Source organism: Rhizobium mayense (assembly GCF_030272705.1).
In the GTDB taxonomy this organism is placed as follows: Bacteria; Pseudomonadota; Alphaproteobacteria; order Rhizobiales; family Rhizobiaceae; genus Rhizobium; species Rhizobium mayense.
In genome coordinates this window covers 1-13586 of record NZ_JARFYM010000016.1, presented here as the reverse complement: position 1 = coordinate 13586, position 13586 = coordinate 1, and the positions used below count along the sequence as shown (strand labels likewise).

15 protein-coding genes and 2 tRNA genes are annotated in these 13586 nt (G+C 58.9%); 11 read left to right on the top strand and 6 right to left on the bottom strand.

The window, feature by feature from the left end; genetic code table 11:
- Positions 1-75: 75 nt before the first annotated feature.
- Positions 76-1401: a hemolysin family protein gene (locus PY649_RS19195; protein ID WP_285870207.1), complete on the top strand. Its 1326-nt coding sequence runs from the start codon at positions 76-78 to the stop codon at positions 1399-1401.
- Between the two features lie 225 nt (positions 1402-1626).
- Positions 1627-4293, top strand: a complete 2667-nt coding sequence (gene ppdK, locus PY649_RS19190) for a pyruvate, phosphate dikinase (protein ID WP_285870206.1) — start codon at positions 1627-1629, stop codon at positions 4291-4293.
- 42 nt (positions 4294-4335) lie between these two features.
- Here ppdK and PY649_RS19185 read toward each other — a convergent pair whose 3' ends face one another.
- Both PY649_RS19185 and PY649_RS19180 read right to left on the bottom strand, forming a co-directional pair.
- The gene (locus PY649_RS19185) at positions 4336-4608 is read right to left on the bottom strand and encodes a hypothetical protein (protein ID WP_285870205.1); all 273 of its coding nucleotides are present in this window, start codon (positions 4606-4608) and stop codon (positions 4336-4338) included.
- A gap of 112 nt (positions 4609-4720) precedes the next feature.
- Positions 4721-5137: a hypothetical protein gene (locus tag PY649_RS19180; RefSeq protein ID WP_285870338.1), complete on the bottom strand. Its 417-nt coding sequence runs from the start codon at positions 5135-5137 to the stop codon at positions 4721-4723.
- 243 nt (positions 5138-5380) lie between these two features.
- Between PY649_RS19180 and PY649_RS19175 the strand changes: the two genes are divergently transcribed.
- Positions 5381-6313: a DUF1499 domain-containing protein gene (locus PY649_RS19175; RefSeq protein ID WP_285870204.1), complete on the top strand. Its 933-nt coding sequence runs from the start codon at positions 5381-5383 to the stop codon at positions 6311-6313.
- Between the two features lie 108 nt (positions 6314-6421).
- Here the strand turns inward: PY649_RS19175 and PY649_RS19170 are convergent, their stop codons facing one another.
- Together PY649_RS19170 and PY649_RS19165 are read right to left on the bottom strand one after the other, a co-directional pair.
- A complete protein-coding gene (locus PY649_RS19170) occupies positions 6422-7330 on the bottom strand; it encodes an MBL fold metallo-hydrolase (RefSeq protein WP_285870203.1) in 909 nt (302 codons plus the stop codon).
- Positions 7327-7626: a cupin domain-containing protein gene (locus PY649_RS19165; protein ID WP_285870202.1), complete on the bottom strand. Its 300-nt coding sequence runs from the start codon at positions 7624-7626 to the stop codon at positions 7327-7329. Before PY649_RS19165 ends, PY649_RS19170 begins: the two co-directional genes overlap by 4 nt.
- 157 nt (positions 7627-7783) lie before the next feature.
- Here PY649_RS19165 and PY649_RS19160 point away from each other — a divergent pair.
- Together PY649_RS19160 and PY649_RS19155 are read left to right on the top strand one after the other, a co-directional pair.
- Positions 7784-7858 (top strand) — tRNA-Gln (locus PY649_RS19160).
- Positions 7859-8077: 219 nt separating this feature from the next.
- Positions 8078-8656 (top strand): hypothetical protein, encoded by a 579-nt coding sequence (locus PY649_RS19155; protein ID WP_285870201.1) that lies wholly within the window; start codon positions 8078-8080, stop codon positions 8654-8656.
- On the opposite strand, the gene PY649_RS19150 is transcribed toward PY649_RS19155, so the two are convergent.
- Entirely contained in the window at positions 8629-8928 is a 300-nt protein-coding gene (locus tag PY649_RS19150) for a hypothetical protein (RefSeq protein ID WP_285870199.1), read from the bottom strand. The two genes, PY649_RS19155 and PY649_RS19150, sit on opposite strands and share 28 nt — an antisense overlap.
- Positions 8929-9257: 329 nt before the next feature.
- Positions 9258-9653 (bottom strand): hypothetical protein, encoded by a 396-nt coding sequence (locus PY649_RS19145; RefSeq protein WP_285870198.1) that lies wholly within the window; start codon positions 9651-9653, stop codon positions 9258-9260.
- 304 nt (positions 9654-9957) lie between these two features.
- On the opposite strand from PY649_RS19145, the gene PY649_RS19140 reads away from it, so the two are divergent.
- From PY649_RS19140 to PY649_RS19115, 6 genes are all read left to right on the top strand, one after another.
- Positions 9958-10034, top strand: a tRNA-Pro gene (locus tag PY649_RS19140).
- A gap of 204 nt (positions 10035-10238) precedes the next feature.
- The gene (locus PY649_RS19135) at positions 10239-10454 is read left to right on the top strand and encodes a hypothetical protein (RefSeq protein WP_285870197.1); all 216 of its coding nucleotides are present in this window, start codon (positions 10239-10241) and stop codon (positions 10452-10454) included.
- Between the two features lie 969 nt (positions 10455-11423).
- Positions 11424-12200 (top strand): pentapeptide repeat-containing protein, encoded by a 777-nt coding sequence (locus tag PY649_RS19130; RefSeq protein WP_285870196.1) that lies wholly within the window; start codon positions 11424-11426, stop codon positions 12198-12200.
- A 43-nt stretch (positions 12201-12243) separates the two neighbouring features.
- On the top strand, positions 12244-12741 hold the full coding sequence (locus PY649_RS19125) for a GAF domain-containing protein (RefSeq protein ID WP_285870195.1): 498 nt from the start codon (positions 12244-12246) through the stop codon (positions 12739-12741).
- Between the two features lie 288 nt (positions 12742-13029).
- The gene (msrB, locus tag PY649_RS19120) at positions 13030-13479 is read left to right on the top strand and encodes a peptide-methionine (R)-S-oxide reductase MsrB (RefSeq protein WP_285870194.1); all 450 of its coding nucleotides are present in this window, start codon (positions 13030-13032) and stop codon (positions 13477-13479) included.
- A partial coding sequence (locus tag PY649_RS19115; protein ID WP_285870337.1) for a peptide-methionine (S)-S-oxide reductase occupies positions 13476-13586 on the top strand: 111 nt, incomplete at its 3' end. The genes msrB and PY649_RS19115, both read left to right, overlap by 4 nt.

The following is a 13586-nucleotide window of genomic DNA, read 5'->3' as shown; positions in this document are numbered from 1 at the left end:
GCCGCACAGCCGGAAAGCGTGTTAGATTTCTTTTTGATCAATAATACGTGGCGCTAATCCGCCCGGAAGGGAAGCATGTCTGGATATGATGGCAGTATTTTCGATGTCCTCGGAATATTCGCCGTGTTTTTTCTCGTCGCCGCCAATGGATTCTTCGTTGCCGCTGAGTTTTCGCTCGTCTCCGTCCGGCGCAGCCGTGTGGCCGAGCTCGTAGCCGAACGGCGGATGAACGCCGCGGCCCTGCAACGGGCAGTCGACAATCTCGACGCCAATCTCGCGGCCACCCAGCTCGGCATCACCATATCTTCGCTCGCGCTCGGTTGGGTCGGTGAACCGGCGCTCGCCCATCTGGTTGAGCCGCTTCTCGATTTTCTGCCCGGCTCCTTGGCCGCTGCGGGATCGCATGCGGTGGCCGTCGCGATTTCCTTCATTATCATCACGGCCCTGCATATCGTTCTCGGCGAACTTGCGCCGAAGAGCCTGGCATTGCAGCGCAGCGAAGGCACCGCCCTGGGTGTCGTGCGTCCGCTGGGCCTGTTCCTGTTTCTGCTTCGCCCGGCGATCTTTGTGTTGAACGGCCTTGGCAATATGGTTGTGCGCCTCTTCGGCCTGCGGCCGGGCGCCGGCGAAGGCTCTCTGCATTCCCCCGCGGAAATCAAGCTGCTTGTTGCCGAAAGCCAGGAGGCGGGCTTGCTGGAACAGGCGCAGCAGGAGCTGGTCGAACGTGTCTTCAACATCGGCGATCGCGATGTCTCCGATATCATGACGCCGAGGCTGGAGGTCGATTGGATCGACGCCGAGGACACATCTGAGGAGATGCTGAAGGCCATTCGCGAAAGCCGTTTCGAGCAGCTTCTGGTGGGTCGCGGGACGATAGACGAACCGATCGGCATGATCCTGAAGAGGGATATTCTCGATCAGCTCCTGAACGGCCAGCCACTCGATCCGATCGCGGTCATGCGTCAGCCTCTTATCGTTCATGAAGCGACGGCCGTGTTCAAAGTGCTTGAGAGTTTCAAGCGCGCGCCCGTTCGTCTCGCCATGGTCATCGATGAATATGGCAGCCTGGAGGGCATCGTCACGCAGACGGACCTGCTGGAAGCGATCGCCGGTGATCTACCGGATTTGGAGAACGAAGGACCGGATATCGTCGAGCGCGCCGACGGCTCACTGCTCATGGAAGGCATGATGCCCGCCTATGACGCCTTCGCAAGGCTCGGGCTGCGTGAGGGCGAGGAAACCGGCAATTTTCACACCCTGGCCGGCTTTGCGCTTTACCAACTCGGTCACATTCCGGAGGTCGGCGAGAGCTTTACGTTCGATGGCTGGCACTTCGAAATCGTCGACTTGGACGGTATGCGGATCGACAAGATTCTGGCCCGGCGGGAGGCGGAGGCTTAATCACCTGGGTCTTTAGGTTGTGATCGATGGATTTTTCATGCGATGCCGTGTGCAGCGTTCATGGCCATTTCCTCCAGGTGACGCTTCACGGATTCCCTGTAGCGAACACGGTTTTTAACACTACGATTCCATATTTATTGTGCGACGCAACATTTTGCCGCATTTGTCGATTTTCATTTCCACCTCAATGAATTAAGTTCAACCGTGGGAGTTGGACGGGGGAAAATGACGAAGTGGGTTTATACATTCGGCAATGGAAAGGCCGACGGTCGCGCCAGGGATTATGAGCGGCTCGGGGGGAAGGGTGCTAATCTTGCCGAAATGTGCAGCCTCGGTCTGCCGGTTCCGCCTGGCTTGACGATCGTCTGCGACGCTTGTGCTTTCTATTACAAGAACGGCCGCAAGGTTCCCGAAGACCTGAAACTCCAGGTGATGCAAGGACTGAAGCAGATGGAGGAAATCACCGGACGGAAGTTCGGCGATACCGTTCGGCCGCTGCTTGTCTCCGTGCGCTCCGGTGGACGGGCCTCCATGCCAGGCATGATGGATACCGTCCTCAATCTCGGCCTCAACGACGATACCGTGCAGGCGCTCGGTCATGATGCCGGCGATGCGCGTTTCGCGTGGGACAGCTACCGTCGCTTCATCCAGATGTATGCCGATGTCGTCATGGGTCTCGACAACGAGGTTTTCGAGGAGATCCTCGAGGATGAGAAGGCCCGTCTCGGTCATGAGTTCGATACTGATCTTTCCGCCGTTGAGTGGCAGCATGTTGTCTCGCTTTACAAGGACGTCATCAAGGAGGAGCTAGGCGATGCCTTCCCGCAGGAGCCGGAAGTGCAGCTTTGGGGCGCTGTCGGCGCGGTGTTTTCGAGCTGGATGAACCCGCGCGCCGTCACCTATCGCCATTTGCACAACATTCCCGAAGCCTGGGGTACGGCGGTCAATATCCAGGCCATGGTCTTCGGCAATCTCGGCAATTCGTCCGCCACCGGCGTCGCATTCACGCGCAATCCTTCGACCGGCGAAAAAGAGCTCTATGGCGAATTCCTCGTCAACGCCCAGGGGGAAGACGTCGTCGCGGGTATTCGCACGCCACAAAGCATCACCGAGGCGGCCCGCATCGCCTCCGGCTACGACCGGCCGTCGATGGAAAAGGTGATGCCGGAAGCCTTTGCCGAATTCCGCCGCATCTGCAGCGAACTCGAAGCGCATTACCGCGATATGCAGGATCTGGAATTCACCATCGAGCGCGGCAAGCTCTGGATGCTTCAGACCCGCGCCGGCAAGCGCACCACCAAGGCGGCGATGAAGATCGCAGTCGACATGGTCGAGGAGGGCCTGATTACCGAGGACGAGGCCGTCTCCCGCATTGAGCCGGCAACGCTCGATCAGCTTCTCCATCCGACGATCGATCCGCGCGTGCGCCGAGACGTTATCGGCTCCGGCTTGCCGGCCTCGCCGGGCGCGGCCATCGGGGAGGTGGTCTTCACCGCCGAGGAGGCGATCATTGCCGAAGAGGAAGGCCGCAAGGTCATTCTCGTACGCATAGAGACGAGCCCGGAGGATATTCACGGCATGCATGCCGCCGAGGGGATTCTCACCACGCGCGGCGGCATGACCAGCCACGCGGCGGTGGTCGCCCGCGGCATGGGCATTCCCTGCGTCGTCGGCGCTGGCACCATGCGCATCGACATGCGCAACGAAAAGCTGATCGGTATTGGCGTCACCCTGAAAAAGGGTGATGTCATCACCATCGACGGTTCCACCGGTCAGGTGCTGAAGGGTGAAGTGCCGATGATCCAGCCGGAACTGTCCGGCGATTTCGGTCGCATCATGGCTTGGGCCGATCGTTCGCGCCGCATGACGGTGCGCACGAATGCGGATACGCCGGCGGACGCTCGGGCGGCTCGCTCTTTCGGTGCCGAAGGCATCGGCCTTTGCCGCACCGAGCATATGTTCTTCGAGGGAGACCGCATCCATGTCATGCGCGAGATGATCCTCGCGGAGGGCGAGGAGGGGCGCCGCGCGGCACTCGCCAAGCTCTTGCCGATGCAGCGGCTCGATTTTACCGGCATGTTCACTATCATGCACGGCCTGCCGGTGACCATCCGCCTGCTGGACCCGCCATTGCACGAATTCCTGCCGAAGACCGATGAGGAGATCGCCGAAGTCGCAGGCATCATGGGCATGGAGCCGGCCATGTTGCGCCAGCGCGTCGATGCGCTGCATGAGTTCAATCCCATGCTCGGCCATCGCGGCTGCCGTCTGGCAATCTCCTATCCCGAAATCGTCGAGATGCAGGCTCGCGCTATCTTCGAAGCGGCGGTCTCGGCGGCAAAGGAGACGGGTGCCGCGGTCGTGCCGGAGATCATGGTGCCTCTGGTCGGCCTGCGCTCGGAGCTCGATTACGTCAAGGCACGTATCGACGAGGTGGCCCGCGCCGTCATGACGGAAGCCAAGATGAAGATCGACTATCTCGTCGGCACGATGATCGAACTGCCACGAGCCGCCCTTCGCGCCCATATCATCGCCGAGGCGGCCGAGTTCTTCTCCTTCGGCACCAACGACCTGACGCAAACCACCTTCGGCATGTCGCGCGACGATGCCGCCGCCTTCATTCCAACCTATCAGCGAAAGGGGATCATAGAGCATGATCCCTTCATCTCCCTCGATTTCGACGGCGTCGGAGAGCTAATTCGCATCGCCGCCGAACGCGGCCGCCGTACGCGCAACGACATGAAACTCGGCATCTGCGGCGAACATGGCGGCGATCCGGCCTCGATCCATTTTTGCGAGGAGATCGGGCTGGACTATGTCTCCTGCTCACCTTTCCGCGTGCCGATCGCAAGGCTTGCGGCGGCGCAGGCGGCCATCAGAGGCAAGGCATAACATTCGTCGCGGGGAAGGGTGTCGCCGGAAGAGGCGAACTGATCAGTGCCAGCGGTGATAATAGCGATGATATCCCGGTCCGACCACATAGGGCGGTCCCCAGAAGAAATCATCATTGCTTTCCATGAAGGCGCGCTGATCCGCCCGCCGGCTCAGGTCCTGGTTCATCAGGCAGTTGGCGAAATTCTCGGTGCCGCGCCGGAAGCCGTAGCTGCTGCATCTCGCTTCATCCGCCGCGCGAATCTCCTCCGCCGTCTGACAGGCGGATAAGACCAGTGCTACGACAATGAGAGAGAGTGCGGGAAAAATACGCATGACTTGATATCCTCGGCACGAATATGCACGTAGAAATTATAATCCCCCTCGGTGAGGGGCGAAAGATGTAATGCCGCCAACTCATCAAGTGCGAAAGAACAAAAAAAGCCTCTCAAGCGTCGTCGCGCTGCCTGGCCGGCAAGCGTTGCAGCAGATCGACGAAGGCGTCGGTGAAACGAAGCAGCGGCTCGGTTTCCTCATCCGGCTGCAGCAGGCGGATTTCCGCGCCGTCTTCATCGAGCGCCGCGAAGATGACGCGCACGGCCTCGCCGTCCTCAGGGATTCGCAGAACGGCAATCCGGCGGCAATCCGCAATCAAGCCCGTGGCTGGGAGATCGAACAGGAATTCGCCATGCGCGGCCCGGGCGGCGTCCCGGACTGCCTCGCAAAAGGCCGGCTCTCCACCGGAAAAACCTTCGAGCGACAATTCCAGCTCCAAGAGTTCGAGCGGCAGGGCAGGATCGGCGGCATCGGCGATCTTGCCCGCCGCTGCAGGCAACGGCTTGGCGGCGATGTCCGGCGACTGGATCGTTTCCATCTCCTCAAGTCCTTTCATGGCCTCGGTAAACCACTAAAAAGCATGACCCTTTTTCAGAATTTAAGCAAGTACTCACGTTTTTGCGTCGGCAGCCCAGAAATGCACATGCAGCCGGGCGTTAATCGTCTGCACCGACATCTCATTTATTTTCGCCATTTGTTGTTCTAAACATGGGTTCGATCCTCGGGATCGGGTAGCATCCGCCTTCCGATCCGACGCGCCGACGAGCTTTTGATGACCATTCGCTTCGACCGTCCCGTTTCGCATGCAGCACGCGCCGCTCGCTTGATCGCGTCCTTTGCGCTGGTGCTCTGTGGGGTCGTTTTGGTCGGCCATCGATTTGGGCCGCTGGAAACGCCCTATTTCGTCCTGCTGATGCTGATTTCCGCCGGCTTTGCCGCGCTGGCAGTAACCCTTGCCGTCGTTGGCCTCACGCAGCTCTGGCGGGTTGCTGCCATCGGTGGCGTTTCCTCCGTCAAGGCGCTGATTTACGCCGCTCTGCCTCTGGTAATCGTCGGTATCGGCGTGGAGCGTTATTGGACACGGCCCCCCATCTACGATGTCTCGACGGATCTCGTTGACGCGCCGGAATGGCTGGCGCCGCCGGAGGCCAAACAGATTTGGCTGCCGGCAAGGCATTTTGTGACAACGCAGGACCGTGAGGCGCAATCCGCCGCCTATCCAGTGCTGACCAGTCGTCGCTATGAGGGCGCTGTCGACCGCGTGCTGGAGGCGGTGCGCAAGGTCGCCAAGGACAGCCACGTCACCATCGTCAACGCCGAAGGCGCCGATGTCATCGATCCGAACAGCGACGAAAAGCCGAAGCGTCGTTCGCCGCAGCGGCATCCGAGCCCGGCTCCGGACGATACGGCGGTGACCGACATGCCCGATGTCGTTCCCGTGCCGACGCCACGTCCCTTCCGCGACGACGTGGCTGACCTCATTCGCCATAACTCCGACGTCGTCCTGCAGGGCGAGACCCGCACCCGCATTCTCGGCCTGCACTTCGATGTGTTGATCCGCCTGCGTGAGGAGGAGGAGACGACGCTTGTCGACGTCCGCGTCGCTTCCCGCTACGGCCAGGACGATCTCGGCATCAGCGCCAACATAGCCGAAAGCTATTTGAAAGCGTTGGACGCCGAACTCCTGGGTATCGCGGGGAGCTGAAGTAGCTCAGAGCAATTCCAGGAAAAGTGTGCAGCGGTTTTCCGTCCGGAATTGCGGAAAAACAAAAAGCTAGAGCGGCTCTAAGACTCCGTGAAAAGCTGAGCCGCTCTAGGCGGGCCGGTAGGCCCCGAACAGCGCGGGCGGCCCGTCTGTCTCCACCTGGCCTTTCTCCACCAGATCTTCCAGATGCGCCAGCACCGACAATGCGGCGGCGCCATGCAGGCGCGGGTCCGTGTCGCGGTAGATGGCTTTCACCATGTCTGATATCAGTCGGTCGCCGGCCTTGATGCGCTCCAGCACAGCGCGTTCGCGCATGCGCCTGTGCGTTCTAAGCCCGCGCATGAAGGAGGCCGGCTCCTTCACCGGCCCGCCATGGCCGGGAAAGAACAGGCGGTCGTCGCGGGCGAGCAACCGATCCAGCGAAGCCATATAGTCGGCCATGGAACCGTCAGGCGGCGCGACGATCGTCGTTGCCCAGGCCATGACATGATCGGCGGAAAAGACGATGCCGCTACCCTCCAGCGCAAAACACGCGTGATTGGCCGTATGGCCGGGTGTCAGAAGCGTAGTCAGTTCCCAACCGTCTCCCGAGACGCTTTCGCCATCGGCAAGCGTGATATCCGGCAGGAAGCCCATGTCCGAGCTTTCGGCGAAGAGATTGACCTCGCCTTCGTGCAGTGGCCGCGCCGCGCGGTGCGGTCCTTCGCCGACCGTCAAGGCGCCCGTCGCCTCCTTCAGCCGCTTGGCGAGCGGCGAGTGGTCGCGATGGGTATGGCTGACAAAAATATGCGTCACCTCGCGCCCCTTCAGCGCCGCCATCAGAGCCGCAAAATGCGCGTCATTCTCCGGACCGGGGTCGATCACCGCCACGGACGCGCCGCCGACGATATAGCTGTTGGTGCCGTGGAAGGTGAAAGCACTGGGATTGTTGACCGTCATTCGCTCGACGCCGGGCGCGATGGGGACGGCGCGGCCGTAGGCGGGGTCGAAGGCAAGGTCGAATTCTGGAACGCTCATCGTTTGTATTCAATTTCAATGAAAGACATCGATTCGGTCCCGGCATTGACCACATTATGCTCGACGCCGGCATCGCGCCTGTAGGCCGCGCCCTTGGCGAGGTCGACGCGCCGGCTTTCCGGCCCTTCCTCGATCAGGAACTGGCAATCCGTCATCGGCACCACGACATAGCCGAGGCCATGGACATGATGCCCCGTATCGGCACCCGGCTCGAAATCCCAGCGAGTAATGCGCACCACAGCGTCGTCGACAAGCACCGACGGGACGGCCGGAAGGCGGGCACGATACTGGCTCATCGGGTCTCCGGAGTGGATTTCGGGACGACAAGCCCTATCATAGCCCCGCTGGAAGCACACAGAAATATGCGCTCACGCATAACTTAATGATTGTGACTGGATGCGACCTTTGCTAATCAGACGCCGATTTGGCGCGAATGGTCGCCATGTTGCACGGTGGGGCGTAGCCAAGCGGTAAGGCAGCGGTTTTTGGTACCGCCATCCCCTGGTTCGAATCCAGGCGCCCCAGCCACAGCTGTTTTATTAATTAAAACAAATACTTAGAGTAAATTAGAATGTCTGAAACCGGAACGCATTTCCGGTACATAAACCCGGAACATCGCGTCAGCCCCTGGGGATGACTATCAGTGTTGGGTTGTCGTCGATTTCGGGCAGACGTGCACTTTCTACGTTGCTGGTTTGCCCTAGGTTTAATCGAGTCACGAAGATTGCGGAGTAATCATACTAACGCATGGGCGATCTACCTTATCTTGCTAAGCTTAGAGCCTACGGGCAGGGAAACCCAAGCCAAGAACACTTAGAGGCAATCGAGACAGAACTTTTCAACGGCCCGGACAGAGGCGCGGCGGTAGTTCTCACGGCACTCGTCGAGAAGTCGTTAGAGCACCTATTAAAGCGCGAGATGCGCGAAGAAGGCGTTAGCGCCCTTTTTGAGTTTAATGGTCCTATGGGAACGTTTTCGAATAAGATAGCGATGGCGTTTTCGCTGAAACTCATCGGCACTAAGACAAAGCATGATCTAACAATCATTCGCACATTAAGGAATGTGTTTGCTCATTCACGCCTCCCTGTCACCTTCGAAACAGAGGTAGTGGCGGTAGCGTGCGGCCATTTATGTTTACCTGATGAACCGGGCGTTTTTCTCAATAGCAACATGTTGGAGAAGGTCTCAAATGACCGGCTGGCCGAGGCAACTGATATAAAACATCCACGCACGAGATTCTTCACGACATGCAATGAGATTGCGAAACGAATCTATTGGATTAGAGTTGGTGAAGACCCTCAGCACCATCTGAATGTGCTTCCGTAGCCCTTCAACCCCGGCCAACGGTTGCCTTCCTTGTTGCCGCACTCACACTTGAGCTTGTCGCGAAGATTCATGAGGTATTGATTCCCCCATTCCCGCTCGACGGCCCGCTTATCGAGCCATGAGACGCGTCCGCACTTCCCGCACCGCGCGCCGAGCACTTCCCATTCGCGAAGTGATTTCAGCGTCTCGTATTGCTGGCCATCATGCTCCCGGTAGTCGGCGGGCGGGAACCGCGGGGTTAGATCGATGCCGCGACGATGCTTCACGGTCATGTCTCCCGCTGGAATTTTGGTTTCCAGCCGCGCACAAGGCCGGTGCCTATGAGCAGGGACGCGGTTTCAAGCTGGTCATGTGGTCAACGACGGTCGCGGCCCGAGTAAGTCCGTTCTTGCTGCATTCCCGGCAGTGCGGATGCCTGGCGAGGTAGATGCACGACACCATACATGCGATAAGCGAACAATGAAAAGTCCGCCGATCTTTACCGGCGTCGTCGGTAGCGACCTAAGTCGAACTGGCTTGAATGCATCAGAATATTCAAACAAAAACAGGCGACCCTTCCCGGCCGCCTGCGATATCCCGTCCCCGATAAAGCCCGAGAAACTCAGCTCGCCTTTTCCGGTGGCGCCAGCAGTTCGGCGCAGTAGGAGGAGCCGTTGACGCCGGGCTGGTCGTTGAGGATGTGGACCGCGCGGATGACATAGCTCTGGTTGGTGACGATGTCGGCCTTGCAGCTGAGATAGAGCTTGCCCTTCTTTTCGCCGTTCTTATTGGTGACCGTGACCGTCTTGTAGCCGCCGCGCCAGGTGTAGACGCGGTTGCCGCCTTCGTCGCGATCAGCGATCGGCGGGCCGAAAGAGGCGAAGAAACGGCCAGCCGACTGGCCTTCCCAGCGGTCCTGAACCGGATTGCTCGCAATCGTCGGAAGAGCCACGGTTGTGGTTGTGCAGCCGGCAAGGGCCAGCAACAGCCCCGCCGCAGTGATCATGCGGATATTCATCGTATCGTCCTTGAGCTTCTGTCTCGCATTCGGCCGCGGAAAGCCGCTGTCCCACGGACATTTCCGCCTGTCCCGCTAAGGGCTTTACCGCCAAAGCCGGCAAAAGAAAATTCCCATCGGCGTGTACAAGTGGGATTTTGCTAAATGTGTTGCGCCTTATGCACTTCGGCCGGTTCGACACCCATTTTCGTGCCGATTTTCTGGGCAATTGCCCCTGTAATTTTTTCGTCAAGAATCAAACGGTTTTTTTGATTTTGGAGCTTGTGCTTCAAAAATGGCTGGTCTATAGAGGCGCCGCTGGTCACGGAGTGTAGCGCAGTCTGGTAGCGCACCACGTTCGGGACGTGGGGGTCGAGTGTTCGAATCACTCCACTCCGACCAGCCGAAAAGCCCGCTTTGCGGGCTTTTTTCTTGCGTTGCCTCAAGTCCCGGTTTTGTCGGGTAATGAATGCGGCGAAGATTTATCATTTCTTTGAGCGGCCAGCGGCAGCGGTTCACTTTCGCTAATTACATTTGCTTATCTATGGTTGAGTGGACGCAAGATCGTTCGCGTGCCATAGTCTTACTTCAGGTGGAGGGCCAGATATGAGCAATCAGTACGTTGATGATATTGACGCCGCGTTGCAAAGGTTGGTGGACCTGCGGCGTAAGGTCGTTCCAAGTCTCGGAACCGATGACAAGGCAATGGACGCGCTTGCTTCAATCCAAGACAGCCTGGTTCACCTCGTCAAAGCCCGGGATCAGGAAGATGACCTTGCAAAGGGCAAGACCCTGTATGAGGCGGCAGCTGCGAGCCTCTAATTCTCGCAGAGCATCTCAAAAATCTAGGCGGCTCTTCGACGGCCCCAGATGTGACCGAACTGAACCGACACCGTCGCCGATCGGCCGCGAAATCATCCACCTTTTCCTGCCTCAACCGGAATGAATCAAAAGCTCGCCAGGTGCAGCTGCCGGCTCCATATCGACGCCGGCTTGAGTTACCGCGATGTCGGGGTGGGAAGTGATCGGCGAATACGTTTTCGGCGTGGCCGTAAGGTTGCAGCCGCGCAGAGCTGACGAGTTCTCGCAATTTCGCCAATCTACTCTTCAGGGGATGACGGGAGTTTCGGCCACCTTGTGGGCCCGCCCACCGAAACTCCCGGCTGTCGTTAAGGGGTGAGTACGACAGCGCGGGCAACTAACCGGCTCTCGCCAAAATGATCCAACGGTAGCCGTGCAGCTGGATAACCTCTGATTAATATCCACCAATCTTGTGCCGTTTTGGATCGGAGACAATGTCTCGAATCCATCGCATGAAGCCTGCGACTACGTCGCAACCACCCGCGCCAAAAAGTACCATCAAATCGCTGTTGACAAATACTAAGTCAAGCTTACCGTTAGCGTGCTAGATTAGATTGACCTCCAATCTGCGCTACGGTGGCCTGGCCGTTTCCCTCGGCCAGGCCGCTTCTTTTCCGGGGTATCGACACAACGCCTGCCGGCTTCGGTCATGGCTCGCGAAGGAAGTGCCCGAGGGCTCGACTATCCTTGCTGGACTTCGCAATTCACGCGCCATCGACATGCCATTTTCTATCGGTCTTAACCGGCTCCGCCTCCGCTCTCGGCCTTCTTCCGATGCAGCAATCTGGTCATGGCGGCTGATGCGCGATATCCTTTTACGGCATGGTCGCTTTTTCGTTGTGGGAAACACTATATACAAAGTTGGAACGGGATGACTCTCTCGATGTCGAGACGAGGCGCCCGCTTGGAAAAGCGAAGCGAGGGATGAGAATGCGGTCTTGGCGGGGACAAAATGCCGGCAGTTCGGCTCGGAGTTGTTTTGCAGCCATCGGGGAGGCTGCGGCTGCCGGTCTTTCCGGGCTGGCACTGGTCGTGGCAATCCTGCTCGCATCCGGCGCTCACGATCGCGTGCAGGCGGCAGATTGCGGCGATGTTGCCCGGCCCGGCCTGAATTGGAGCGAATGCAGCAAAACCAATATCATGCTGCAGGGCAGTGATCTGCACGGGGCCAATCTTGCCGGCGTTCATTTCGACAGCACCGATCTCAGCAACGCCAATCTCACATTGGCAAATCTTGAGAAGGCAACGCTAGTGCGCACATGGTTGAAGAATGCGCGGGCCGAGGCGGCGAATTTCTCGAGGATCGAAGCATACCGTTCCGATTTCACCAACATCTTGGCCACCGGCGCCAGATTTGTCAGTGCCGAACTGCAACGGGCCGAATTCGGCGGCGCGCAGCTTGCCAACGCGGATTTTCAGAAGGCCGAGCTTGGCCGCGCCGATTTCGAAAAGGCGGTATTGACGGGGGTCAATTTTTCTCTCGCCAACCTGTCCCGTGCCACTTTGAGCGGCGCGACGATAAAAGGTCCGGTCGCCTTCGACGGCGCTTTCATGTTTCTGACCCGTATCGAAGGGCTCGATCTATCGGCCGCGACCGGCTTGACGCAGCAGCAAATCAGTCTCGCCTGCGGCGACAAGTCGACCGTGCTGCCTGCCGGGTTGAAAATGCCGGAGGGCTGGCCCTGTCCGCCGGACGATAAGGACTGAAACAAACCGGCCGATCATGACATAATCGAAAGGCAACGATCCAATGTTTCTGGAAAAGACGATCCAACACGACAACAAGCCCGATTTCTATCGTGAGCTCGCCGGCCAATTGCAGGCGTTGCTCGATGGCGAGACTGATCCGATCGCCAACGCCGCCAATACGTCGGCGCTGATCTACCAGATGCTGCCGGACCTCAACTGGGCCGGCTTTTACTTCCTGCAGTCGGATGACGAGCTCGTGCTGGGACCGTTCCAGGGCAAGCCGGCCTGCGTCCGTATCGCGGTCGGCCGCGGCGTGTGCGGCACGGCGATCGAGAAGGCGCATTCGATCCTGGTCGAGGACGTGCACACTTTCCCAGGCCATATCGCCTGCGATGCCGCCTCCCGTTCGGAACTGGTGGTGCCGCTGTTTCGCGACGGCCATGTTTTCGGCGTCATCGATCTGGACAGCCCGCTCGCCGGCCGCTTCGACAGCGACGACCAGGCCGGCATCGAGGCTGTGGCGACGATCTATGCCTCGGCCTGCGACTGGGATGATTGATTGCCTAATGCATGTCGCGCAAAAAGTGTGCTGCGGTTTTTGCGAAAACGACATGCACAAAACAAAGAGCGAAAGCGTGGGAGCGAATCCTGGAGATCGCGACGAGCTTTAGGCGTGATGCATCACGCCGCCGTGTGGGATATGGCAAATCGGTTGCCGGATACCTATATTTCGCTCGCAACCACTCCCGCGACGCTCATCGAGCTCAATATCAGTAACGATTGCCAGTGTTCTCTCGTAGTCCCTGGTTGAGTTCGACATTTGCGTCCAAGGGCAAGGAGAACAGGAATGCAGAACTACAGCAAGACTTCCGAGGCTATAGCGAAGCTGACTCCGGAGCAGTACCGTGTGACGCAGCAAAGCGGTACCGAGCGTCCAGGCACGGGTGAATATCTCAACAACAAACAGCCGGGCATCTACGTTGATATCGTATCGGGCGAGCCGTTGTTTGCCTCTTCGGACAAGTTTGATTCAGGCTGCGGCTGGCCGAGTTTCACCAAGCCTATCGAAACCGCGAATATCAACGAGCTTACCGACCTCTCGCATGGCATGCTGCGCACCGAAGTGCGCTCTATCCATGGCGACAGCCATCTAGGCCATGTTTTCCCAGACGGGCCGATGGACCGCGGCGGTTTGCGCTATTGCATCAACTCTGCCTCTCTTCGCTTCGTGCATCGCGACAGGATGGAGGCTGAGGGCTATGGTGCCTATCTCGATCAAGTGGAGGATATCCGATGACTACGGAACGTGCAGTTCTCGCCGGCGGTTGTTTCTGGGGCATGCAGGACCTCATCCGCCGCTATAACGGGGTCATCTCGACGCGTGTCGGCTATACCGGCGGCGAG